Source organism: Acidimicrobiia bacterium (genome assembly GCA_035651955.1).
GTDB lineage: Bacteria > Actinomycetota > Acidimicrobiia > IMCC26256 > JAMXLJ01 > JAMXLJ01.
The window spans coordinates 21,320-44,792 of the sequence record DASRES010000011.1 but is presented as its reverse complement, the minus strand read 5'-3'; the positions used below and the strand labels follow the sequence as shown (position 1 = coordinate 44,792).

Genomic DNA, 23,473 nt, shown 5'->3' with positions numbered 1-23,473 from the left:
CCCCTCGACCATCTCCTCGGCCCGGAAGACGGGGCGAAGGTGCTCGCGCAGCGGCGGCTCGGCGGTGGGCGCATCCACCACGCGATGCGGACCATCGCGCAGTGCAAGCTGGCGTTCGACATGATGTGCGAGCGCGCGCTGAGCCGCGAGTCGCACGGCAAGATCATCGGCGAGCACCAGATGGTGCAGGAGAAGATCGCCGAGTCGTACGCCGCGATCCGGATGCTGCGCCTGTTCGTGCTCGAGACCGCGTGGAAGATCGACCAGACGTCCACGCAGGAGGCACGGACTGACATCGCCGCGGTGAAGTTCACGATGGCGAAGGTGCTGCGCGAGGTGTCGTACAACGCGCTGCACATCCTCGGCTCGCTCGGCACGACGGACCTGACGCCAATCCAGGCGATGTACGCGGCCGCGCCGACGATGGGCATCGCGGACGGTGTGGACGAGGTGCACAAGGCGACGGTCGCGCGCCGCGTGCTCAAGGACTACCGCCCGCACGAGGGCTACTTCCCGACCGAGTTCATCCCGTACAAGCGCGAGGAGGCGTGGAAGAAGATGCAGCCCGTCCTCGACGCGCGCCCCGAGCTCGCCCAAGCCGCCGAGAACTACAAGAAGTACATGGCGCGCCGGCGTTAGCGGCGTCGAGGAACTACTCTTTGACGAAGTCCGCGAGCGTCCGACCATCGCGGGTCCATGCCTTCCAGCCGTTGATCGCGGTCCCGTGCGCGGCGCGTCCCGCACTCGACGGCGACGTGAAGCGGCGCCCGTCCGCGAGGACGATCTCGCCCAGGTCGATCTGTGCCCGATAGACACGGCCACCGACCGCGTACTCCGCTGGCCCGTCCGGCACCTGGTCCAGGCGCTGGCCGTAGAAACGGCGGGACGCTCGCCCTGTCCGGGTGCGCGGGGTCGCTTCGAGCACTTGATGCTCGCGCTCGCCGTCAACAGGGTCAGGCGGCATGACCCCCGGCACGATCAGTTGTCCCTCTTTTTACCGAGGGACCCGCGTCTACGGATCGGTGAGCCGCGCGTCGACCCAGGCGACGACCGCGCCGAGGTAGTCCGGCGGTGTCGACGGGTCGGTGTTCGTCAACCCTGTGTGCGTCGTCACGACGTGCAGCGAGCAGTCGGGCGTGCCGTCGTCGTCGACGCACACCGGCAGGTTCATGGAGCGGCTGTTGCCGCTCGCGGCGATCGCCGCGGCGAGCGGTTGGTGGTTGCAATCGGTCGCGCCCATCGTCACGACGGAACCGTCACGCAGGGGGCACTGCATCGGCGTGCTGCCGCACGTGTTCGTGTCGCCGTGGTTCCAGATGTGCAGCAGCGGGACCGTGAGCTGGCCGCGGCTGACGAGCTTGTCGGGTTCGTTGTCGAGGTTGCCGATCTCCGGTGTGAAACGCTGCTGGATGATGCTCGTCGCGGCGCCGAAGGCCGGGTTCGAGCAGATCCCCTGCTGGTACGCGGCCTGCCCTTGCTCGGCGTTGAGCACGCTCGCGTCGCCGACGACGCCGGCCGGCGGGTCTTTCGACTCCTGCTCCGCCCACGCGACCTCGTACGCACCCGCCGACCCCGCGCTCCCGCCCGCGAGGAAGTACCTCGACGTGGGATACGTGGACTGCGCGAACGCGATCGCCGCCTTCGTCGCGACGAGCCCGTTGGTCGTCTTCGCGGAGCCGTCGGCATTGAGGTTCGGGTTGTTCGGATCCCGAACGTCCGCGCCGCTGTAGAGATCGCGGTTGCAGTAGGACACCGCGAGGACGCGGAAGCCGGCGGCGTCGTTGCGGATGCTCGTCAACAGCCCCGGATTCGTGAGCGTGGACTGCAGTGCGGACGCAGACTGCTCGGTCATCTGCTGCGTGTCGGGCCGCGGTGTGCCCGTGCTGTCGAACCAGCCGATCCCGCCCCCGTGCATCCAAACGAACAGCGGCGCCGACGCGCTCGCGGACGATCCGACCTTCGTCCCGATCACGAACGTCTGGTAGCCGCTGATGCTGCAGGGATACGCGTTGTTCCGGTAGTAGTCGTAACGCCAGCCGTTCAGCGTCGTGGAGCTCACGAGCGTGATCTTCGACGTGTCGCCCGGTGTCAGCAGGCACGACGAGCACAACCCTGCCAGCAACAGTGTCGCGACGAGGACTCCCGTCAGGCGACGCAGCGATCCCATCCGCCCCCCTGCGCTTCGGATACGGCCCGGATTGAACCACGGTCCCGGATCCTGCGCTCGGCGCGTCGCTGCTCAGCGCTCGCTCCATTGCATCCGGCCGGGACAGCCGCAGAAGCGGCAACGGGTAGCGTTGTCGTCACCGAGGCGGCGTGAGCATGGACGATCGGACAGCGGCCGACCGTGGCACCCGTGAGGCCCGCGCACTGCAGCGGGCGAACGAGGCTCGCCGTCGCGCCGCGCGCGAGCACGACGCGGCCCTCGCCGACGACGAGGCCGCGAGACACGCGGATACGTCCGCCGGTCGCGAGCAGCACGCACACGCTGCGAGCACGCACCGTGCAGCCGAGAAGGCTCACCTGGACGCGGTCGCGTGCCACGAGCGCGCCGCATCGCTCCAAGCGGAGCACACGCGACATCTCGACGGTCCCGAACGCGTGTAGGGCGACCGGCACGACCGGCCGAACCACGGCGCCGCGTCGTATCACGGTACGTGGCGGCTCGTTCGCGGCGTCGCGGAAGCTGTTCGCTGCGTTGTCAGAGCGTTGTGAAGGGCGGAGCATGGCTGGTCAACGGAACGCGTGCGGACAAGGGGTGAAGCAGACCGTCTCGCGCACTCCCCCTACCTCTCAGGAGGGCGCATGGGATCGCCCGGCGGAACGGGCTTCGGATACGAGCTCCGAGGCGAGGACGGGCACACGGTCGTGAGCGTTCACGGCGAGCTCGACATGGCAGGCGCTCCCGAGCTCGCAGCGTGCCTTCACCACCTGTGCGCGAGCGGTGTCATGCACGTGACGGTCGACCTCGCGGGTCTGAGGTTCTGCGACTCGTCCGGGCTCGAGACGTTCCTGCAATGCCGCACCGAAGCGGAGCGCCAGGGCGCCGGCTTGGAGCTCCGATCGCCGCAGCCGATCGTGCGACGGCTGTTCGAGCTGACGAACACCGACGAGCTGTTGAGCGACCGCGCTTGACCTCGCGTCGCGCTCGGCGTCGCCACCAATCGCTCGCACTCGAGTCACGCGATGGATGACCGCTTCGACGACCGAGCGTCGCACGCGGGACGGGACACTGAGATGCCGTGAGGGCACGAATGGCCGACGAGCGAGGTCGCGTCGCCGACGAGCGGGACAAGCTCGCAACGGAGCGCGACGAGCTCGCCGACCGGCGCGAGATCGAGGCGGATGCCGCCGAGGACGCGCTTCGGCGGCGCGCGCCAAGCTCCGCTGCGGCGCTCCTGGACGCGCTGGACGTGGTTGCGCCGCCCGGCGCTCGAACCGCCGCCGGCGCGAACAGCAGGCGGAGCGGGCCGGCCGCGCCACACCCCGGACGGACGATCACCGCGCGGAGGACTCGGACTGGGCGGGCGAACGGCGCGAGTTCCTCGCCGACGATCGGCAGGCGCAGGCGGACCGCGCGGAGACGCTCGACGACGAGCGCGAGGTGCTCGCGGACGCGCGCGAACAGCAGCTTCGTGAGCTGGCGATCGACGTCGGGCTGCACGCGGCGTCCGCGACGGCGGGTACCGGGAGCGCGCTCGGGTCCACGGTCTTCGAAGCGGAGCGCGGGGAGGCCGCCGCCGCGCGGGCGGACGCCCGGCGAGAACGGCGGCGCGCCGACGCGGACCTCGCCCGCCAGGACTTCGCTCGACCGCTGACGTCGCACCTCCTCGACATCGCGCGTCTCCTCGCTCACACGTGCGAGCCCGACGACGCCACGGCGCGAATCGTCGCCGCGGCGGCGCAGGTCGTACCCGGATGCGACGCCGCCAGCTTCTCGAAGCTCGTCGGCGACGACCCCGTGACGGTCGCAGCGACGAACCCCGCGGCGCGCGCCCTCGACTGCCTGCAATACGACAGCGGCCAGGGGCCGTCCCTCGACGCGCTCTCGACGCTGCATCTCGTGATCAGCGACGAGCTCGCGGCCGACTCCCGCTGGCCCGACCTCGCGGCCGCGGTCGCCGCGGCGGGTGTCGCCGTCGGCGCCATCGCGTCCCCCATCGTCGACGAGCGCGATCCGGTCGCCGCGTTCGGGTCGCTCAACAATTACGGCAACAAGGCCTGTGCCTTCGACGCCGACGCGCGCGAATGCGTCATGCTGCTCACCGCTCACCTCGGTGCGGTCGTCACACTTGCCGCACGCGCCGCCCAAGCGGACACGACGACCCGCCAGCCCTCCGAAGCTGTCGCGACGCGAGACGTCATCGGGCAGGCCAAAGGGATCCTGATGGAGCGCGACCGTCTCACTGCTGACGAAGCGTTCGACGTCCTGAAGCGCGCGTCCCAGCGCCTCAACCGCCGGCTGCGCGACGTCGCCGACGATCTGACGCACACAGGTGAGATCGCCGAAGACGACCGTGACTTCGGGTTCGGCCGCGCCCGGTCAACCGGCGCCGGCGCGGGCCGCTGACGGCGCGCGATCACGCCCGACGATCGAGGGATTGACCGCGCTCGCGAGACGGTGCGCACGAACCGTTACCGGGATGCCCTGCGCGGCGTTGGCCTCGAGCGCCTGGCGCACGATCGGCCCGGGCTCGCCGAACACCTCGACCGTGACCGTCGTCGCGAGCGCGAGCCCACGACCGATCATCTCCCCGGCGATCTGCATGTGGTGCTCGGCCGACGCCGCGTCGCCGTGCACCTGCACGAGTGCCACCTCCGACCCGGCCTCGTCGAGGCACGCGAGGTGCGCCCACACGTCGGGCTCGTTCGCCGTCACGTACTCGACGTATTCACGCGTCAACGCCGTGAATTCGTCGAGCTGTGCGGGGTCGACGCGGTGCGTCGTGATGAACACGAAGGGTTCCGCCATCTCGTTGCTCTCCATTCGCTCGGTCGCACCGGTGGTGCGAGGGGTTACGACTTGTTCCGGTAGAGATGCACGGCAAGCGGCGCGAATACCGCGATCAACACCACTGCCGCGGTGACGACCCAGACGACCTGTGCCGCGGTCGCGCCACCGTTCAGAAGCCCGCGCTCGGCGTCGACCAGATGCGAGATCGGGTTCGCGTCGACGAACGACCGCAGCCATCGCGGCATCGTGGCGGGCTCGACGAACACGTTGCTCGCGAACGTGAGCGGGAAGACGACGAGAAGGCTGACGCTCGAGACGGCGCTCGGTGCGCGCAACGTCAGTCCGAGCACGATCCAGATCCAGGCGATCCCGAAGGAGAAGAGCAGCATCAGCGCGACGCCAGCGATAACGCCGAGTGGATCCGCCCGGTAGCCCATCGCCACCCCGACCGCGATCACGATTGTCCCGGCGAGCGCGTTGCGCACGACGTCACCGAGCAGCGCGCCGACGAGCGCGGCGGGTCGCCAGATCGGCAGCGTCCGGAAGCGGTCGAACGTCCCGGTCGTCACGTCCGTGTTGAGGCCGACGCCCGTGTAGACGCTCACAAGCAGGAGGGTCATGACGAGCGTGCCGGGCAGCAGCGAGTGCAGATACCGACCGGTCGAACCCGCCAGCGCGCCGCCGAACAGGTACGTGAACAGCACCGTGAAGAGCACGGGGATGAAGATGACGTCGGCAAGCTGTTCGGGGACGTGCTTGATCTTCAACAGACCTCGCCACCCGAACGTGAGTGACGCAGTGACCCTGCCGGCCCGCAGCCGGTGCGGCGGTGTCGCCGTCACGGCCCTCATGCGACCTCCTCCACCGGCGCGTCGGGGTCGGCGCCGTGCCCGGTCAACGTCAGGAAGACCTCGTCGAGCGTGGGCTGACCGAACGCGAACTCGCTCACGGCGACACCGGCTCGCGACAGGTCCAGCAACGCGCGAGCGACCGCGTCCGGATCGGACGCGCGCAGCTGGAGGACTGCCCGGTCGCGGCCGAGATGGACGTCCTGCGCGAACGTGCGCGCGAGGAGCTCCGCGGCGTCGCAACGACGTTCGGGATCACGCACGCGCACGGTGACCGAGCCCGCGCCGACGCTCGCCTTGAGTTCGCTCGTCGAACCGTCCGCGATCACGCGACCGCGATCGAGCACCGCGACACGGTCCGCGAGCTGGTCGGCTTCGTCGAGGTACTGCGTCGTGAGCAGGACGGTGGTGCCCCCACCGACGAGACGGCGCACCATCTCCCACAGCTCGACGCGGTGGTGGGGGTCGAGACCCGTGGTGGGCTCGTCGAGGAAGAGCAACTCGGGTGCGACGACGAGACTCGCCGCCAGGTCGAGGCGACGACGCATCCCGCCCGAGTACGTCTTCACCTGACGGCCGGCCGAGTCCGTGAGATCGAACGCCTCGAGCGACTCGTCGGTGCGACGCTTCGCCGATCGCCACGTGTGACCGAGCAGCCGCGCGACGAGGACGAGGTTCTCGCGGCCGGTGAGATCGGGGTCGACCGATGCGAACTGCCCCGTGAGGGCGATGCGCGAACGGACCTCGTCCGCAGCGCGCGCGACGTCGTGACCGAGCACCCGGGCGCGACCGGCGTCGGCGCGCACGAGCGTGGCGAGGATGCGGATGAGCGTTGTCTTGCCCGCACCGTTCGGACCCAACAGCGCGTGCACGCCGCCGCGCCGGACGACGAGGTCCAGGCCGTCGAGCGCCCGTGTCGCGCCGAACGTCTTCACGAGGCGCGTCACCTCGACGGCGGGGCGCGGCAGGGACGGTTGGGTCGTCGGGGCGACGGTCACGATGCACCTCGGTATGGGACGATCATTGTCGGCACGTCGAGTATCGAGCTCAGCCACGACACGGTCCTAGCCTCGATGCTTGGCGATTCCAGGACGATCTTTGGGACCGGCGGCGCGGCCGACCCTGCGCTCCGTGCCGGCCGGCGACGACCGACGAGGTGACGACGATGGCGACGACACGACGCGTGAGCCGGCGGGGCTCGGGCCCGCCCGTCTACACGTACGAGCCGGTGTCGGGCATGCCGCCGATCAGCGTGGACCGGCTGGAGCTCGTCGACCTCGCCGGTACGGCCGGCGAGCACGCGCACGCGCACGACTTCCTCACCCTTGCGTACTTCGAGCGTGGCGGCGGCACGATCCGTGTCGGCTCGCGTCGCTGGGAGATCGAGCCGGGAGACGTGTACGTCGTCGCGCCCGGTGAGGTCGTCGGCGCGGTCGTCGACGCCGCGGGCGACGAGTACGGGCGAGGGTGGGCCGTCTACTTCCCGATCGACGGCCTCGGTGACGCCGTGCCGAACGCGCTGCTGTCGTGGCGCGCGCACCCGTTGCTGTTCCTCTTCGCGCGCGGTGAGGGAACGGGAGTGCAACACCTGCGAGTCCCGGCCGAAGACCGGCCGCGGTGGACGGCGCGGATCGCGGCGCTCGACGAGGAGCTGCGCGCGCGACGCGACGGGTTCTCCGAGGCGGTCGTCGCGCATCTCACGCTTCTGCTCGTCGACGCGGCGCGACTCGCAGCCGATCTCGTCACCGATCTGCGCGTCAACGAGGAACCGCTGCTCGCCGACGTCTTCGACTACATCGAGCAGCGATACGCGCAGTCCATATCGCTGAAGGACGTCGCCCGCGGCGTCGCCCTGTCGCCGGGCTATCTCACCACCGTCGTCCGCCGGAGGACGGGACGCACCGTGCAGGAGTGGATCACGGCGCGGCGGCTGTCCGAGGCGCGCCGCCTCCTCGTGACCACGGACCTCGCGGTTGCCGACATCGCGCGTCGAGTCGGCTACGAGGATCCCGCGTACTTCGTACGCACGTTCCGCCGCGCGCACGGGACGACGCCGTTGCGCTGGCGGCGCGCCGGTCGCCCGGCCGCGGACGCACGGATCGCCGAGAACGGCGATACTGAGCTCTCGGCCGTCTGAACCGGGGATCGTCGGGTGTTCGTGGGGCGCGAACGCGAGCTGACGCAGTTCGAGGGCGCGATCGCGACCGCCGCTGCGGGCGGTGCCGCGGTCGTCCTCGTGCTCGGAGAGGCGGGGATCGGCAAGTCGACGCTCGTCGCGCACGCCGCCGCGGCCGCCGGTGTCGAGCTCGTCGTCGGGCGCTCGTCGCGAGGCAGCGCCGAGACGATCCCGTTCGCGTCGCTCGTCGACATCCTGCGCGCGGTGCGACGCGCGCACCCGGAGCTGCTCGACTCACCGGACGCGGAAGCGCTCGCGCAGCTCGTCAGCCGGCGCGCCGCGGTCACGGGGCCGGAGTCGTCACCGCTGGCCGTGTTCGACGCGACCCTCACGCTCCTCGCGCGTCTCGCGGCCGTCGGCACGCGAGTGGTCCTGTTCGAGGACCTACAGTGGGCCGATCCCTTGACCTGGGACCTGTTCGACTTCCTGGCGCGGTACCTCGTCGACGAAGGAGTCGTCGTCGTCGGGACGTACCGCGCGGGGTCGACCGTGCGTGACGTCGAGGATCGCCGGCGCCTCGCGGAGCTGAGCCGGTTGCCGCTCGTCCGTCGCATCCAACCCGGACGCCTGGCGCGCGCGGACGTCGCGCGACTGACTGCCGCGGTCGTCGGTGATGCCGTGCCGCCCGAGGTCGTCGACGAGATCATGGCGCGTGGTGACGGAAATCCCCTGTTCACCGAGGAGCTGGCGGCGGCCAGCGCCGCAGGCGAGTCGATACCGCAACTGCTGTCGGATCTCTTCGCCGCCGACATCGGCCACCTCGACCACGACGCAAAGGCCGTCCTCGCGGCGCTCGCGACGCTCGGGCGTGAGACGCCGGACGCGCTGCTGCGCGCGGTTGTCGACGTCGACGACGCCGCGCTCGACGCAGCGCTGCACGCGGCGCTCGCCGCGGACGTCATCGTGCTCGACGAGCGTGCCGACGGATTCGCGTTTCGTCACGCGCTGATCGGCGACGTCGTCGCGTCGCAGCTGCTGCCGTCCGAGCGACGGCGACTGCACGGCCGGATCGCGGACACGCTGGTGACGAGGCCGGAGCTCGCGGCGACGCCGACGATGGCCGCGGGCGAGCTCGCATTTCACCTCGAGCGCGCCGGCGACGTCACAGGGGCGTTCCACGCGATGTTGCGTGCGAGCGACGAGCTTCAGTGCGTCGCGCCCGCAGCGGCGCTCGCGCAGGTCGAGCGCGCGCTCGCGCTGTGGGACCAGGCCGGCGCGCCCGACGACGAGCGCGCCCCGCGCGAGTGGCAGGCGGCCGAGCTGGCGTACGTGACCGGCGACGGTGCCCGTGCAGTGACGTTCGCGACCGAGGCGCTCGCGCGCCGTGCGCCCTCGCGCGGTGAGGCGTGGGGCCACGAAAGGTTGGCACGCTACTTGTGGACCGCGGGGCGGCTCGCGGAGAGCGAGGTCGAGTACCGGCTTGCGGCTGCGCTGGTCGACCCGGACGACCGCACCGTCGACACCGCGATCGTGTGCGCCGGGCTCGCGCAGGGCGAGTTCCTGTTCTGCCGCTACGCGGCTGCGCAGACATGGTGCGAGCAGGCGCTCGCCGTCGTGACCGATCCGGACGTCGACCGGGCGACGTGGGTGCACGCGACTCGCGTGCTCGGTCTCGTACACAGCCACCTCGGCGACACGGACGCCGCGATCGCGCTCTGCGAACGCGCTGCTGCAGCAGCCGAGCTCCCGGACGACCGGGCACTCGCCACGATCTACCTCGCCGAGTCCCTCCTGCACGCCGCGCGGTTCGATGCCGCCGTCGCCGTCGCGCTCGACGGTGCCGCGGAGGGACAGCGGGCCGGCTTCGATCGCAGCATGGGCGGCTACCTGTCGGCGATGGCGGTCGAGGGCCTGACCCGCCTCGGCCGCTGGTCGGAGGCGAGAGCACTGCTCGAACGGCTCGCAGGAGTCGACGCCGTCCCGCCGACGGCGCTGCGTCTCCGTGTCGCGGCGGCCGCGCTCGCGGCGCGTCGCGGCGAGCGCGAACGCGCCCGGGCCGAGATCGCGCGTGCCGAGCAGTTGCAGGTCGACCCGTGGCACGTGATCCACCTGAGCGCGGGACGCGCGGACGTCGCGTTGCTGTGCGGCGAGCCGGCGGTCGCGGCGAGCGCGGCCGGCGACGGCTGGACGAGCGAATGCGGACGGGACCACCGCTGGCCGGCCCGCTTCGCACTGCTCGCCGTCGCGGCCGAGGTCGAACAGGCACTCGACGCGCTCGCGCGGCGGGAGCCCGTAGACGTCGACGCCGTCGTGGCGTGCCTCGCGCAACGCGTCGCGGACGCACGCACGGCGTGCACGCGTCCGGACACGGGCGAGCTGCCCGTGGGTGTCGCGCCGTTCCTCGCGCACGCCGAAGCGAGCATCACGCGGCTGACGACCGGCGATCCGGAAGCGTGGGCGCGCGCGGCGGCCGCGTGGGACGAGCACGCCGATCGTTGGGGTGCGGCGGTTGCCCGTGTGCGCGAGGCCGAGGCCGCCGCCGCGGTCGGTGAGGCGGCGCGCGCGAGCGACGCTCTGCGCGCGGCGCACCACACCGCCGTAGAGCTCCAGGCGACGCCGTTGCTCGCCGACATCGACGCAGTCGCGACGCGCACGCGCCTGCGTGTGGAGCAGGAGCCCGTCACCGCTCTCGGCGCAAGCGACGCGTCGCGCCTGGGGCTGACGTCGCGGGAAGCCGAGGTCCTCGCGCTCGTCGCCGCCGGCCGCACGAACCGCCAGATCGGTGCCGAGCTGTTCGTCTCCGAGAAGACGGTGAGCGTCCACGTCTCGAACATCCTGCGCAAGCTCGGGGCGACGAGCCGTGTGGAGGCGGCGGCCGTCGCGCAACGCCTCGGGATGGCGTGAGGCGAACCGTGCGGACGAAGCGGCGCCGTGGCCGGACGGCCGGGACGGCGCTGCCCGAGGGAGCCGTCAGATCTGAGGGGTCGCGCCCGATGTGCGACCGGGCCCCTTAGGGCGAGGGTGGGCGCATGGCAAGCACCGCAGCGCACCGCACCGAGCCCCGAGGAGGCCAGATGCAGATCGCACTCGCGCTCTACCCGAAGTTCACGATGCTCGACATCGTCGGGCCGTTCCAGATCCTGGCCGACGTCCCCGGCCACGAGGTCGTGTTCGTCGCCGCCGAGGCCGGTCCCGTCGTGGACCACACCGGCCGGGCGACGCTGATCGCGGAGAAGTCCTTCGCCGAGGTCCGCGACCCGGACGTCGTCGTCGTGCCGGGCGGCCTCGGCGACACCGAGCTCCAGCCCGAGCTCGTCGAGTGGCTCCGCGCCGTGCACCCGATGACGACGTGGACGACGAGCGTCTGCACCGGTGCCGTCTACCTGGCCGCGGCCGGGATCCTCGACGGACTCGACGCCACGACGCACTGGGCGCGCGAGCACGCGCTCGAGCAGCTCGGCGCGCATTACACGACAGAGCGCGTCGTGGAGCGCGGCAAGGTGATCACCGCGGCCGGCGTGTCGAGTGGCATCGACATGGCGCTCGTGCTGCTCGACCGCATGTACGGGCCCGAGATGGCGCAGATGATCCAGCTGGCCGTCGAGTACGACCCGCAGCCGCCTTTCGACACCGGCGCACCGGCCAAGGCGCCCGCCGCGCTCGTCGACGTCGTCCGGCAGCTCATCGGCGAGGGTCCCGCGCTCCCCGCCCCGACCGCGGGAGGCGCACGATGAGCGCTCCGACGGTCACCCCCGACACGCGCACGCAGCTGCGCACCGCGTGGACCGAGGAGATCCGCGCCGCGCGCACCGCACGCGTGAGTGGCGACACGCGTGCGGAGTGGGCACACCTCGAACGGGCCCACGTGCTCAGCCAACCGCTCGCAGGTGCCCACGTCCGCACCCACGTCGCGATGCTCGCGACAGCGTTGCGTCGCCGCGACCGTCGCGAGATCGTCGGGCAGCTGTTCCGAACCGTCGTCGCCGGCCCGGCGTCGATGACCGGCAGGTACCCGGTCGGCAACACCGGCGGCGCCGACGTCAGCCCGTTCGCTCCCATGCCCGTCCCCGACGACCTGCGGCCGCTGCTGGCCGACACCGTGGAGGCATCGTGAACCACAGCGCGCACGAGACGACGACCGAGACGACCGACACGACCGCGACGTTCTCCACCGACGTCACCGGTCTCGACGACGCGACCGGAGCCACCGTCGTCGAGCTCCACGACGGCGCCACCTACGAGCTGCACATCGCGCCCGTCGCGAAGACGCTCGGTGACGACCGCGTTCGCATGCTGTCGTACAACGGGTCGATCCCGGGCCCGACGTTGCGCGTCCGGCAGGGATCCGAGGTCGTCGTGCACGTGCGCAACGACGGTGACACCGAGGCGACGGTGCACTGGCACGGGTTGCGGCTCGACAACGCGTACGACGGCGTCCCGTTCGAGACGCAACCGCCGATCGACGTCGGCGGCGAGTTCACGTACCGGCTGCGCTTCCCGGACGCCGGCCTGTACTGGTACCACCCGCACATCCGGGAGGACTACGGGCTCGACATGGGTCTGTACGGCAACATCGTCGTCGAACCCGCGGACGCCGGCTACTGGCCGGCCGTCGACCGTGAGGTCGTCGTCACGCTCGACGACGTCCTCGTCGAGGACGGGCGCATCGCCGCGTTCCACGAGGCTGGTCCGACGCACGTCGCGATGGGCCGCTTCGGCAACGTCATGCTGACGGGTGGTGAGACAGACCTCGCGCTCGACGCCCGAGTCGGCGAGGTCGTGCGCTTCTCCTTCACGAACACCGCGAACACGCGGCTGTTCAACGTCGCGCTCCCGGGTACGCGGATGAAGCTCGTCGGCGGTGACAGCGGGCGCTACGAGCACGAGACGTTCGTCGACGAAGTCCTCCTCGCGCCGTCAGAGCGGGCGATCGTCGACGTGCAGTTCGAGTCCCCGGGCACCGTCGCGCTCGAGCACCGCACGCCGGGACGCACCTACACGCTCGGCACGATCGACGTGACCGAAGCGCCTGGTCCCTCGTCGGACACGTCCGCGTTCGACGAGCTGCGGACGGACGACGAGCTGGCGGCGTGGCGCAGCCGGCTCGACGCGCACATCGCGCGCCCGCCGGACAAGAGCCTCGCCTTCAAGTCGCTCATGCCGTTGCTCTACGGCGACACGGACACGACGGCGGCCGCGTACACGTGTCCGATGCATCCCGACGTCGTCGCGACGGAGCCCGCCACGTGCGCGAAGTGCGGGATGCGGCTCGTCCCGCAGACCGCGAGCGCCGACGACGCGCACGACCACGGTGTCGCGCACGAGCACTCGCACGGCCACGAGACGGCCGACGGGCTCGAGTGGGAGGACCTCATGCCGGAGATCAACGCGGCGTCCGACGCGCAGAACATGATCTGGAAGCTCGTCGACACGAGCACCGGCAAGGAGAACTGGGAGATCGACTGGGCCTTCCGGGTCGGCGATCTCGTCAAGATCCGCCTCGTCAACGACATGGACCAGGACCACCCGATGCACCATCCCTTCCACGTCCACGGCGCGGGACGGTTCCTGATCCTCGCCCGTGACGACGTCGTCGAGTCGAACCTCGCGTGGAAGGACACCGTCCTCGTCCGCTCGGGGGAGACCGTCGACATCCTGCTCGACGTGACGAACCCGGGGTTGTGGATGGCGCACTGCCACATCGCCGAGCACAACCAGAGCGGGATGATGTTCTCGTTCCCCGTACTCGAGTCGTGACGTGGAGCGCGTGATGCACGACGAACGGCGTGCGTCCCGACGTCCACGAATCGTCGCCGTCGATCACGAGGCGAGCACCCGGGCGCGGCTCGCCGACGAGCTCGACTCCCGCTACGGCCGTCACTACGACGTCGTCGTGGCACGGTCCGGCGAAGACGTGCTCGCGGACCTCGACGACGCGGCATCCGCGGATGTCGCGCTCGTCCTCGCCGAGCGCCGCGACGACCACTCGCAGCTCCTCACGAGGGTGCGCGCACGGCATCCGCACGCCAAGCGCGCGCTGCTCGTCGGATGGAACGAGAACCGCTCCGCACGTGAGGAGGTCGTGCAGCTGCTCGCACGTGGCGACGCGGACTACTACGTCACGAAGCCGATGGGGTCACCCGACGAGCGCTTCCATCGCGCGGTCACCGAGCTCCTCGACGACTGGTGGCGGTTGCGGGGCCGACCGTACGACACGGTCAACGTCATCGGCGACGTCCGCTCGGCGCGCGTGCACGAGATCTGCGACCTGCTCCACCGGCACGACTTCCCGTACGCGTTCCACAGCGTCGACTCCGATGCGGGGCGTGCGGCGCTCGAAGCTGCGGGGATGACACCGACGCGGGAACCGGTCGTCGTGGTCGAAGGGCACGCGCCGCTCGTCGACCCCGCGAACCTCGACGTCGCCGAAGCGCTCGGTGCGCGGACGCGCGCCGGCGAGGGGACGTACGACGTCGTCGTGATCGGTGGCGGCCCGGCCGGACTGGCGGCCGCGGTGTACGCAGGCTCCGAAGGGTTGCGCGTCGCGCTCGTCGAACGTACGTCGATGGGCGGTCAAGCCGGGACGAGCTCGATGATCCGCAATTACCTCGGCTTCCCGCGCGGCATCAGCGGCGCGGAGCTCGCTACTCGGGCGCTCGACCAGGCGATCCTGTTCGGCACCGAGATGGTGTACGGCGGCGACGTCGTCGCGCTGCGTGCCGAAGGCCCCCTCCGGATCGTCGAGCTCGCCGACGGCACGAGTCTGACGACGCGGGCGGTCGTCATCGCGACCGGCGTCGCCTACCGCACGCTCGACGTGCCGTCACTCGACGCGTTGAACGGCGTCGGCGTCCACTACGGCTCGGCGATGTCGCAGGCGCGGGCGCTGACCGGCGAGCACGTCTGCGTCGTCGGCGGCGGCAACTCCGCGGGCCAAGCCGCGATCCACCTCGCTCAGTACGCCGCGCAGGTGACGATCGTCGTTCGGTCGACGTCGCTCGCGGCGAGCATGTCCGACTACCTCGTCAAGAGCATCGAGCGCACACGCAACATCGAGATCCGCTACGCGACCGAAGTCGCAGACGGCGGAGGTGACGGCCGCCTCGAGTGGATCGACCTCAGGGACCGCTCGACCGGCGTGATCGCGCGGACCGGCGCAGCCGCGCTGTTCGTCCTCATCGGCGCGGACCCCTGCACCGACTGGCTCCCCCCGTCGGTCGCCCGCGACGCCTGGGGGTACATCGCGACGGGCGGGCACTGTGACTGTCACGTCGACGACGACGCCACGCGTGCACCGCTCATGTTCGAGACGACGATGCCCGGCGTGTTCGCCGTCGGCGACGTCCGCCAGGGATCGGTGAAGCGCGTCGCGTCCGCGGCCGGCGAGGGCGCCGTCTGCGTCCGCGTCGTCCACGAGTACCTCGACGCCGAGACCCCGGGAGCTGACGGCGACCGGTCGTGACGCGACGTCACTACGCTCGAACGCGTGCATCACGCGGTCCACCGGCACGGCCGGCGCACCCACTGCCATCCGCACGACCGGCCGCACCGGCATCCGACGATGTTGCGAGCGTCCAGACCGGTCGCCGCTCCGTCGCGTCGCGATGGGCACGAACACGAACACGAACACGCGGCGGAGGGGCACCGCCACGGCCACTCGCATGGTCGGGTCGATCGTTCCATCATCCGGTCGCGGGCCGGCGTCCGAGCCGTCGCGATCAGCCTCGCCGTCCTCGCCGTCACCGCTGCGCTGCAGGCGGCGGTGTTCGTCCTCACGGGATCGATCGCGTTGCTCGCCGATCTGATCCACAACGGCGGTGACGCCCTCACGGCGATCCCGCTCGGGATCGCGTTCCTGGCGCGGAGCGAACGCGGGGAACGGTGGAGCGGGTACGCGGTGGTCGGAGCGATCTTCGTCTCCGCGCTCGTCGCCGCATTCGAAGCCGTGCAGCGGCTCGTGCACCCCGAGCACCTCAACTACCTCCCGGCGCTCGGGGTCGCGGGGATCATTGGCTTCGCCGGCAACGAGCTCGCCGCGCGAGTGCGATTGAACGCGGGCCGCCGCCTGGACAGCTCCGCGCTCGTCGCCGACGGTCGGCACGCTCGCGTCGACGGCTACGTCTCGCTCGCCGTCGTCGCCAGTGCCGTTGCGGTCGCAGTCGGCCTGCGCCTCGCCGACCCACTGATCGGACTGGCGATGACCGGTGTGATCCTCCGCATCACCTGGGACGCGTGGCGGACGGTTGCACACGGCGACACCGACTGAGTGCGCCGCTGACATGCGTTCCACCGTGCGTCGACGGCTGCGCCTCGCGACCGCGATCGGTCTGGCGGGCGTGCTCGTCGCCGCGGTGCTGCTCGTCGTGTCACATCTGCGCGGCACACGACGAGCGACGTGCACCGCATCCGTCCCGAACGAGCGTTACGAGCTGACGCCGTCACGAGCGGCGAACGCGACCACCATCGCGGCCGCGGGCGTACGCCTCGGGATGCCGGACCACGCGGTCACGGTCGCGCTGGCTGCCGCGCTCCAGGAGTCCCGGCTCGACAACCTCCCGGGCGGCGACCGCGACTCGGTCGGCCTCTTCCAGCAGCGACCGTCGCAAGGTTGGGGGCGCGCCGCGCAGTTGTCGGATCCCAGCTATGCGGCGACCGCCTTCTACCGCGCGCTGGCACGTGTCCCGGGGTGGGCGGAGATGCCGGTCACCGACGCCGCTCAACGCGTGCAACGCAGCGCGACTCCCGCGGCGTACGCGCGTTGGGAGACCGAGGCGCGCGTGCTCGCGCGGGTGCTGACCGGGGAGGTCGCAGCCGGATTCGCATGCCGTTTCGTCACGGTCCCCACCACGACGAGCGCGGACGAGGCCGCGAACGCCGCCGTCGCCGCGCTCGGGTCACCGGGCACCAACGTGCCGGTCTCGACGGGACGGGGCTGGACGATCGCATCGTGGCTCGTCGGCCACGCACCCACGTACGGAATCGTCGACGTGACGTTCGCAGGGTGGGAATGGTCGGCGACGAGAGGTACGTGGGAACGCGCGGGGGCGACGTCTCCGCGCGTCGAGTTCCGTGTCAACGCGTGACGTGATCGCCGTATGCGGCGGCTCAGCCCGCTGAGGCGACGCGGGAACGGGCATTCCGCGCGCTGCCTCTGGGACGTCCGACCCTACCCGGGCAGCCGACTCGTCGCGAGGCTGGACGGCGGACGTGGTCGACCATGATGCACGACTGGTACGGCGGTTGGGGCCCGGGCGGTTGGGTCGCGATGGGCCTCCTCATGCTCGCGTTCTGGGCCGCCGTCGCCGCGGTCATCGTCTACGTCGTTCGCTCGACGGGCCGGACACACGACGCGCCGGCACCGCGACCGCAGGCGCGCCCGGAGGACGAGGCGCTGCGCATCCTCGACGAGCGCTTCGCCCGTGGCGACATCGATGCCGAGGAGTACACGCACCGTCGCGAGCTGCTCCGCACACGGTGAAGGCCTTCCGCTCGCGCACGGGCGTCGCCGTCACGGCGACCGTTGCGGTGCTCGCGCTCGCGGCGCTGTCGACGGTCGCCGTCGCCGCGGTCGTCGGCGGCTTCCACACGTCGCGCGGCGCCGCGCGCGACATGACGACACCGGCCGGCGGCTGCCACGTTCCCGCGCTGCCGGGCAACGTCGTGAACGTCGCGCTGATGAGCATGGGCGGACCGATGGCGCGTCATGGCGGGCCCATGATGGGCGACTGGGCGGGAGGCGCGATGCGCGTGCGCGCCGACCGGACGAACGTGCCGGCCGGGACCGTGTCCTTCCGCGTCGTGAACGCCGGCAGCCTCGTGCACGAGCTCGTCGTGTTGCCGCTCGCGCCCGGCGCGCACGCGGGCGAGCGTCCGGTCGGCACCGACGGGCGCGTCGACGAGACCGGCAGTCTCGGCGAGGCGTCGCGCACGTGCGGCAAGGGCGCGGGCGACGGCATCGAGCCGGGCTCGGTGGGCTGGGTGACGCTGGAGCTACCGGCCGGCAACTACGAGCTCGTCTGCAACCTGCCCGGGCACTACAGCGCCGGCATGTACACCGAGCTGGACGTCGCCTGAACATGCGCATCCGTACCCGCGACGCGCATCGTCGCGCCCGCGCCGGTCACGTGTGCTCGGCTCCTTGTGTGATCAGTGACTGAAGTGAACGTGCGGCAGCACGCGGTCGAGCCAGCGGGGCAGGTACCAGTTGCGGTCGCCGATCAGCGCCATGGTCGCGGGCACGAGCAGGACACGGACGATCGTGGCGTCGAGGAGCACCGCGAGCGCGAGCGTGATGCCGAGCTCGGTCGGCGGGATCGGTCCCGTCATACCGAACGCGATGAACACGACGATCATCACCAGCGCCGCGTTCGTGATGGGTCGGCCGGTGCGCGCGATCCCGTCGCTCACGGCACGGCGGGTGTCGCCCGTCGCCTCGTACCGCTCGAGCCGCCCGGTGACGCCGAGACGACGAACGGTGAACATCTCGGTGAGGCGTTCGCGCAGGCTCGCGGCCGCGTCCGGCCAGCGGTCCTCGAGCTGGGTCGCGAGCTCACGGCACGCGCGTTCACCGGCGGCCGGATCGGTGTTCGTGAACGCGGCGGCGAGCTTCCGGTCGACCCACGCCTGCTGATCCTTCGGCAGATGGTCTCGGACGTTGCGACGCTTGTGCAGCGTGCAGCGTTGGATCAACGCGGTGTCGCCGAACACCTTGCGCACCGCGGTGGCGAGCGCCTTCGCACCGTCGATCACGACCAGCAGCCCGCCGTCGGCGGACAGGCCGCGGTCGACGAGGTCCGCGAGCAGGGCAGTGACGACGGTCTTGTTCTCGGTGTCGCCCAACCACAGGCCGACCGGCACCTTGGTGCCGTCGGCCAGGATGGCCAGGGCGACGACACAGCACTGTTCGGCGAAGTGCACGCCGTCGAGCATCAACACGCAGCGCCGCAGCTCAGAGAGATCGCGACTCATCAACTCGTCCAGGCCGGCCTGCGTCGCGGTCTTGAACCGGCGGCTCACCGCGACGTCGACATCGAATTCGTGTCGAGATCGTCGCCGACCGGTTCGTTCACCGCCGCGTGCCGGCGCGTCGCGACACCAACGAGCATCCGTTCCGACACCAGCTGCGACAGCAGGTCATCGTTCGCGAACTCGGCGTAGGTGTCGAGCTCGATCTCGTGGCCGTCGGTCGTGCGGCCTCGCGGCCGATCGACCCGCACGCGCCGTCCACCCAGCACGACCGAACCCGGGGCGTCGCCATGCCAGTTGCCGTTCCGGTCCGTGAGCTTGGCGTGCTTCGGGCCGCCGACCTTGGCGGTCATCTCCGCGTTCATCATCTCGTGCATCACCATCAAACCGACCGACGCGCCGACCGCCAACAGGCCCTCACGGGCCACACCGGCGATCGCCGCGAGCGACACACGCAGTTCCTCGGGCAGTTCGACGACCGCGGCCGCGTCGTCGCGCTCGACGAGACGCACAGCAGCTACGTTCTTGTTCATCGGTGGTGGTCCCCTTCCTTGCTCGGATGTCTTGGCGGACGCCCGACACCCTGCCAGCGGCAAGGTCTCAGGCGGGGGACCGCCACCTCACTTCAACAAGACCGGGGACAACCTCCCGCAGCTCGCTCGACGGGCGTGCCCTCGTCGCGAAGAAGGTCAAGCGTCTCGTGATCATGGACGGCCTGTTCCCGAGCGGCGGTCCCCCGTTCACGAACCAGGCTCTTGACCTCGCGGCGGCACGGGCCGTTGTCGGCGGCGCCGGTTGGCCCAGGCCGATCGCCTGGGTCGACGGCTTCGACGGCATCCGGACCCAGGTCGGCGAGACGCTGTGCACCACCGCATCACCGGCCAATCCCAGGCGCATCGTGTACGAGGCGCTGTTCGCGTGCGGACCGCCACGCGACGGCGACTGGGACGCGCCCGCGTTCCTGTACGCGGTCGGCGACCTCCCCGGCGTGTTCACCGAGCTCGGTCGCGGCGGCGCGGCCGTCATCAACGCGCAGGGCGGGCTGTCCTGGCGGACCGTGTCGCCCCGCCCGAACGACGTGTACGTCCACCTGCTCGACCAGCAGGCGCTCAACCGGCGGATCGACGAGTTGCTGCCGCTCGGTGCGCCGGCCCCGGCCCATCACCACCCGCACGCGCGACGTTCGTGAGCGCACTGAATCCGCCGGCGCTCGTGCCGTCGGCTCCGTACGATTGCCCACCATGGGCGATGCTGGCGGCGCCCGCGCCGGGACGGTGACCGTCATGTTCACCGACGTGGTCGAGTCGACCGCGTTGCGACAGGCGCTGGGCGACGACCGCGCCGACCGGCTGCGTCGCGAGCACGACCGGCTCGTGCGTCAGGCCACGGCGCAGCACCGCGGGACGGAGGTCAAGGCGCTCGGTGACGGGTTCATGCTCGTCTTCGGCGCGGCGGTGGAGGCGGTCGGCGCCGCGATCTCGATCCAGCGCGCCATCGAGCGCCTCTCGCGCCGGAGCACGGAGCCGCTGCGCATCCGAGTCGGGATCAGCGCGGGCGACGTCGTCTGGGAGGACGACGACTGCTTCGGGACGCCCGTCGTCGAGGCAAGCCGTCTGTGCGCCGCGGCGGACGCGGGCCAGATCCTCGCGAGCGACGTCGTCCGCGTCCTCGCCGGCACGCGGGGTGATCACCGGTACGTCTCACGCGGCGACATCGCGCTCAAGGGTCTCGCCGCGCCGCTGCCGACCGCGGAGGTGCTGTGGGAGGAGCAACGCGACGCGCGACCGCCGCTGCCGAGCGCGCTCCTCACCGCCGGACAGGTCGCGTTCGTCGGGCGCACGAGCGAACGCGAGCATCTCGTCCGCACGTGGAAGGACGCCGCGTCCGGCACACGTCGCGTCGCGTTCGTGTCGGGCGAGCCGGGCGTCGGCAAGACGCGTCTCGCCGGAGAGCTCGCCCGGCTCGCGCACGACGAGGGCGCGATCGTGCTGTACGGCCGCTGCGACGAGGACCTCGGCGTGCCGTACCAACCGTTCGTCGAGGCGCTGCGCCCCTACGTCGCGCACGTCGCCGACGACGAGCTCGCCGCGCAGGTCGCGCCCTACGGCGGCGATCTCGCGCGCCTCGTCCCGCAGCTCGCGGAGCGCGTCCCCGATCTCCCGGATGCGTTGCGGGCCGAGCCCGAGACGGAGCGCTACCGCCTGTTCGACGCCGTCACGTCGTGGCTGGCGAGGATCGCATCCGGTGCGCCCGTGCTGCTCGTGCTCGACGACCTGCACTGGGCCGCCAAGCCGACCTTGCTCATGCTGCGTCATCTGACGCGCACGGAGTGGTCCGGCCCACTGCTGCTGCTCGCGACGTACCGCGACACCGACCTGAGCCGTACGCACCCGCTCGCCGACATGCTCGCCGACCTTCGGCGCAGCCCCGAGGTGGAACGGCTCGCACTGCACGGTCTCGACGCCGACGAGGTCGTCACGTTCCTCAGCGCGGCCGCGGGCCACGAGCTGGACCGCGAGGGCATGCGCCTGGCCCGCCTCATCCACGACGAGACGGAGGGCAACCCGTTCTTCATGGGCCAAGTGCTGCGTCACCTCGTGGAGACGGGCACGATCGTCGAGCGTGACGGTCGGTGGTCGCGCGGCGTCGCGGGGGACGACCTCGGGATCCCCGAAGGCGTGCGCGAGGTCGTCGGCCGGCGCCTCGCGCGACTCGACCCTGCGACGAACGACGTGCTCGCCGCCGCCGCGGTCATCGGACGCGAGTTCGACCGCGACATCCTCACGACCGCGGCGTCTGCGGACGGAGAGGCGGTGCTCGACGCGCTCGAGGAGGCGGAGGAGGCGCGCCTCGTCACCGCGGTCGGCGGACTCGGTCGGTACGCGTTCGTGCACGCGCTCGTGCGGTCGACGCTGTACGACGAGATCCCGACGACGCGTCGACTGCGTCTGCACCGGCGCGTCGCGGAGGCACTCGAGGTGCGTGACGCGGACGCACATCTCGACGAGCTCGCGCACCACTTCGCCGAGGCAGCCGCGCTCGGCGAAACCGCCAAGGCACTCGAGTACGGCCGGCGCGCGGCGCAGCGCGCGCTCGACCGCCTCGCGTACGAGGAGGCCGCAGCCGACTACGAGCGCGCGCTGGCGAGCCTCGACCCCGAACGCTCCGAGGACCGCGCAACGCGCGCGGAGCTTCTGGTCGACATCGGGCGCGCCGTCTGGATCGGGGGTGAGCGCGCGCGTGCGCGTCAGCATCTCGACGAAGCGATCGCCCTCGCGCGGGAATGCGGCCGCGCGGACGTCTTCGCCGACGCGGTGATCACGAGTGGCGGGATCCGGGCGTGGACGGAGGCCGGCCTCGTCGACGAGCGCCTCGTGCAGCTCATGGAGGAGACCCTCACACTGCTGCCACCGGGCGACTCCGGCCTGCGGGCGATGGTCACCGCGCGTCTCGCCGCGGAGCTCTACTTCGCGGAAGGCGCGGACGACCGGCGGCGCGCGCTGTCGGACGAGGCGATCGCGATGGCACGACGGCTCGGTGACGTGCCGACGCTGGCGTACGTCCTGAGCGCGGCGCACTGGGGAATGTTTGTGCCGGGCAACGCGCCGCAGCGGGTCGCGGCCGGCCGGGAGCTGCTCGCGGTCGCCGAGGCGTCGAACGACCGCGGTGCCGAGGTGGTCGCGCACTCGTGGCTGCTCACCGATTTCGCCGAGATCGGCGACGTCGACGCCGTGAGGGAGCACTCCGCGCGCGAGACGGAGCTGTCCGACGCGCTGCGCCAGCCCGAGCTGCGTTGGGGTGCGCTCGTCCACGCGTCGGCATTGGCGACGCTCACCGGTCGTCTCGACGACGCGCAGCGGTTCGCCGACGAGGCACTCGCGGTCGGGCAGCAGGTCGGCATCCAGAGCACGATGCAGATGTACGGCGTGACGCAGATGGCGCTGCGCCGTCTCCGGGGCGGGCTCGAGGAGCTGGTGCCGCTCGTGGCGGCGATGGTGGAGGAGTACCCGCTGGTCCCGGCGTGGCGCTCGGGACTCGCGTACCTGTACCGCGAGCTCGGTGACGTCGAGCACGCGCGCGAGCAGCTCGAGGTGCTCGCGGTCCACGAGTTCGCGGCGCTGCCCCCCGACGGCAACTGGATGGTGGGCGCCGCGATCCTCGCGACCGTGTGCCATCTCGTCGGCGATCGCGCGCGAGCGGCCGTGCTATACGACCAGCTGTCGCGCTACGAGGACGCGGTCGTCTTGGCCGGGCTACCGGCCGACATCCTCGGCTCGGCGCACCACTTCCTGATGCTGCTCGCGGCGACGTCGGAGGACTGGGACGACTTCGAGCGCCACGCGCGCGAAGCGTTGGCCTGCAACGAGCGGATGGGCGCGCGCCCGTGGCTCGCGACGACGCAGGCGGAGCTGGCCGGCGTACTCCTGGCGCGCGACCGGCCGGACGACCGCGAGCGCGCCGACCGGTTGCTCGAGGCCTGTCTCGCGACGTGTCGCGAGCTCGACATGCCGGCGCTCGCGAGCCGCGCCGAGGCGATCCGCGACGCGGCCGGCGACCTTCGCGGAGCACGCATCCAGCAAGGGTGACCAA

General features: G+C 71.5%; 21 protein-coding genes and 1 pseudogene. 15 read left to right on the top strand and 7 right to left on the bottom strand.

What is annotated here, in order from left to right; all coding sequences use genetic code 11:
- Window positions 1-639, top strand: a 639-nt coding sequence (locus VFC33_03070) for an acyl-CoA dehydrogenase family protein (protein ID HZR12210.1), incomplete at its 5' end; no start/stop codon positions are given.
- Between the two features lie 13 nt (window positions 640-652).
- Here VFC33_03070 and VFC33_03065 read toward each other — a convergent pair.
- Window positions 653-976 (bottom strand): DUF4357 domain-containing protein, encoded by a 324-nt coding sequence (locus tag VFC33_03065; protein ID HZR12209.1) that lies wholly within the window; start codon window positions 974-976, stop codon window positions 653-655.
- Between the two features lie 36 nt (window positions 977-1,012).
- Complete coding sequence (locus tag VFC33_03060) at window positions 1,013-2,167, bottom strand: hypothetical protein (protein HZR12208.1); 1,155 nt, start codon at window positions 2,165-2,167, stop codon at window positions 1,013-1,015.
- A 638-nt stretch (window positions 2,168-2,805) separates the two neighbouring features.
- On the opposite strand from VFC33_03060, the gene VFC33_03055 reads away from it, so the two are divergent.
- Both VFC33_03055 and VFC33_03050 read left to right on the top strand, forming a co-directional pair.
- The gene (locus tag VFC33_03055; GenBank protein ID HZR12207.1) at window positions 2,806-3,135 is read left to right on the top strand and encodes an STAS domain-containing protein; all 330 of its coding nucleotides are present in this window, start codon (window positions 2,806-2,808) and stop codon (window positions 3,133-3,135) included.
- Window positions 3,136-3,604: 469 nt separating this feature from the next.
- On the top strand, window positions 3,605-4,570 hold the full coding sequence (locus VFC33_03050) for a GAF and ANTAR domain-containing protein (protein ID HZR12206.1): 966 nt from the start codon (window positions 3,605-3,607) through the stop codon (window positions 4,568-4,570).
- Here VFC33_03050 and VFC33_03045 read toward each other — a convergent pair.
- From VFC33_03045 to VFC33_03035, 3 genes are read right to left on the bottom strand one after another with little or no spacing between them, the layout of a single operon-like run.
- Entirely contained in the window at window positions 4,544-4,972 is a 429-nt protein-coding gene (locus tag VFC33_03045; GenBank protein ID HZR12205.1) for a hypothetical protein, read from the bottom strand. The genes VFC33_03050 and VFC33_03045 overlap by 27 nt on opposite strands.
- Before the next feature lie 44 nt (window positions 4,973-5,016).
- Window positions 5,017-5,805, bottom strand: coding sequence for an ABC transporter permease (locus tag VFC33_03040; GenBank protein HZR12204.1), 789 nt, complete (start codon window positions 5,803-5,805; stop codon window positions 5,017-5,019).
- Window positions 5,802-6,800 carry an ATP-binding cassette domain-containing protein gene (locus VFC33_03035; protein HZR12203.1) on the bottom strand — a complete coding sequence of 333 codons (999 nt, stop codon included), beginning with the start codon at window positions 6,798-6,800 and terminating at the stop codon, window positions 5,802-5,804. The genes VFC33_03040 and VFC33_03035 overlap by 4 nt, the downstream gene beginning before the upstream one ends.
- Window positions 6,801-6,967: 167 nt before the next feature.
- On the opposite strand from VFC33_03035, the gene VFC33_03030 reads away from it, so the two are divergent.
- The 10 genes from VFC33_03030 (at window position 6,968) to VFC33_02985 (ending at window position 17,992) form a co-directional block, all read left to right on the top strand.
- Window positions 6,968-7,939: an AraC family transcriptional regulator gene (locus tag VFC33_03030; protein HZR12202.1), complete on the top strand. Its 972-nt coding sequence runs from the start codon at window positions 6,968-6,970 to the stop codon at window positions 7,937-7,939.
- Between the two features lie 21 nt (window positions 7,940-7,960).
- The gene (locus VFC33_03025; protein HZR12201.1) at window positions 7,961-10,822 is read left to right on the top strand and encodes a LuxR C-terminal-related transcriptional regulator; all 2,862 of its coding nucleotides are present in this window, start codon (window positions 7,961-7,963) and stop codon (window positions 10,820-10,822) included.
- Between the two features lie 170 nt (window positions 10,823-10,992).
- The gene (locus VFC33_03020) at window positions 10,993-11,652 is read left to right on the top strand and encodes a DJ-1/PfpI family protein (protein ID HZR12200.1); all 660 of its coding nucleotides are present in this window, start codon (window positions 10,993-10,995) and stop codon (window positions 11,650-11,652) included.
- Window positions 11,649-12,032, top strand: a complete 384-nt coding sequence (locus tag VFC33_03015; protein ID HZR12199.1) for a DUF3703 domain-containing protein — start codon at window positions 11,649-11,651, stop codon at window positions 12,030-12,032. Before VFC33_03020 ends, VFC33_03015 begins: the two co-directional genes overlap by 4 nt.
- On the top strand, window positions 12,029-13,675 hold the full coding sequence (locus VFC33_03010; GenBank protein ID HZR12198.1) for a multicopper oxidase family protein: 1,647 nt from the start codon (window positions 12,029-12,031) through the stop codon (window positions 13,673-13,675). Before VFC33_03015 ends, VFC33_03010 begins: the two co-directional genes overlap by 4 nt.
- Window positions 13,676-13,688: 13 nt before the next feature.
- Window positions 13,689-15,380, top strand: coding sequence for an FAD-dependent oxidoreductase (locus VFC33_03005; protein HZR12197.1), 1,692 nt, complete (start codon window positions 13,689-13,691; stop codon window positions 15,378-15,380).
- Between the two features lie 99 nt (window positions 15,381-15,479).
- Complete coding sequence (locus tag VFC33_03000; protein HZR12196.1) at window positions 15,480-16,184, top strand: cation transporter; 705 nt, start codon at window positions 15,480-15,482, stop codon at window positions 16,182-16,184.
- Between the two features lie 13 nt (window positions 16,185-16,197).
- Window positions 16,198-17,001, top strand: a complete 804-nt coding sequence (locus tag VFC33_02995; protein ID HZR12195.1) for a hypothetical protein — start codon at window positions 16,198-16,200, stop codon at window positions 16,999-17,001.
- 134 nt (window positions 17,002-17,135) lie between these two features.
- The gene (locus VFC33_02990; GenBank protein ID HZR12194.1) at window positions 17,136-17,396 is read left to right on the top strand and encodes an SHOCT domain-containing protein; all 261 of its coding nucleotides are present in this window, start codon (window positions 17,136-17,138) and stop codon (window positions 17,394-17,396) included.
- The gene (locus tag VFC33_02985) at window positions 17,393-17,992 is read left to right on the top strand and encodes a sulfocyanin-like copper-binding protein (GenBank protein HZR12193.1); all 600 of its coding nucleotides are present in this window, start codon (window positions 17,393-17,395) and stop codon (window positions 17,990-17,992) included. Before VFC33_02990 ends, VFC33_02985 begins: the two co-directional genes overlap by 4 nt.
- A gap of 72 nt (window positions 17,993-18,064) precedes the next feature.
- On the opposite strand, the gene VFC33_02980 is transcribed toward VFC33_02985, so the two are convergent.
- Both VFC33_02980 and VFC33_02975 read right to left on the bottom strand, forming a co-directional pair.
- Window positions 18,065-18,325, bottom strand: a complete 261-nt coding sequence (locus VFC33_02980) for an MMPL family transporter (protein HZR12192.1) — start codon at window positions 18,323-18,325, stop codon at window positions 18,065-18,067.
- A gap of 30 nt (window positions 18,326-18,355) precedes the next feature.
- A pseudogene (locus tag VFC33_02975) lies at window positions 18,356-19,416 on the bottom strand (transposase).
- Window positions 19,417-19,583: 167 nt separating this feature from the next.
- Between VFC33_02975 and VFC33_02970 the strand changes: the two are divergent.
- Together VFC33_02970 and VFC33_02965 are read left to right on the top strand one after the other, a co-directional pair.
- Window positions 19,584-20,072 (top strand): hypothetical protein, encoded by a 489-nt coding sequence (locus VFC33_02970; protein ID HZR12191.1) that lies wholly within the window; start codon window positions 19,584-19,586, stop codon window positions 20,070-20,072.
- Between the two features lie 52 nt (window positions 20,073-20,124).
- A complete protein-coding gene (locus VFC33_02965) occupies window positions 20,125-23,469 on the top strand; it encodes an AAA family ATPase (GenBank protein ID HZR12190.1) in 3,345 nt (1,114 codons plus the stop codon).
- Window positions 23,470-23,473: the final 4 nt, after the last annotated feature.

What these genes read in the sequence shown, in the direction of transcription:
- VFC33_03045 (HZR12205.1), bottom strand. Translation starts at nt 4,972, where the DNA reads ATGGCGGAACCCTTCGTGTTCATCACGACGCACCGCGTCGACCCCGCA.
- VFC33_03020 (HZR12200.1), top strand. Translation starts at nt 10,993, where the DNA reads ATGCAGATCGCACTCGCGCTCTACCCGAAGTTCACGATGCTCGACATC.
- VFC33_02990 (HZR12194.1), top strand. Translation starts at nt 17,136, where the DNA reads ATGATGCACGACTGGTACGGCGGTTGGGGCCCGGGCGGTTGGGTCGCG.
- VFC33_02965 (HZR12190.1), top strand. Translation starts at nt 20,125, where the DNA reads ATGGGCGATGCTGGCGGCGCCCGCGCCGGGACGGTGACCGTCATGTTC.
- VFC33_03040 (HZR12204.1), bottom strand. Translation starts at nt 5,805, where the DNA reads ATGAGGGCCGTGACGGCGACACCGCCGCACCGGCTGCGGGCCGGCAGG.
- VFC33_03060 (HZR12208.1), bottom strand. Translation starts at nt 2,167, where the DNA reads ATGGGATCGCTGCGTCGCCTGACGGGAGTCCTCGTCGCGACACTGTTG.
- VFC33_03015 (HZR12199.1), top strand. Translation starts at nt 11,649, where the DNA reads ATGAGCGCTCCGACGGTCACCCCCGACACGCGCACGCAGCTGCGCACC.
- VFC33_03030 (HZR12202.1), top strand. Translation starts at nt 6,968, where the DNA reads ATGGCGACGACACGACGCGTGAGCCGGCGGGGCTCGGGCCCGCCCGTC.
- VFC33_03000 (HZR12196.1), top strand. Translation starts at nt 15,480, where the DNA reads ATGTTGCGAGCGTCCAGACCGGTCGCCGCTCCGTCGCGTCGCGATGGG.
- VFC33_03055 (HZR12207.1), top strand. Translation starts at nt 2,806, where the DNA reads ATGGGATCGCCCGGCGGAACGGGCTTCGGATACGAGCTCCGAGGCGAG.
- VFC33_03005 (HZR12197.1), top strand. Translation starts at nt 13,689, where the DNA reads ATGCACGACGAACGGCGTGCGTCCCGACGTCCACGAATCGTCGCCGTC.
- VFC33_02995 (HZR12195.1), top strand. Translation starts at nt 16,198, where the DNA reads ATGCGTTCCACCGTGCGTCGACGGCTGCGCCTCGCGACCGCGATCGGT.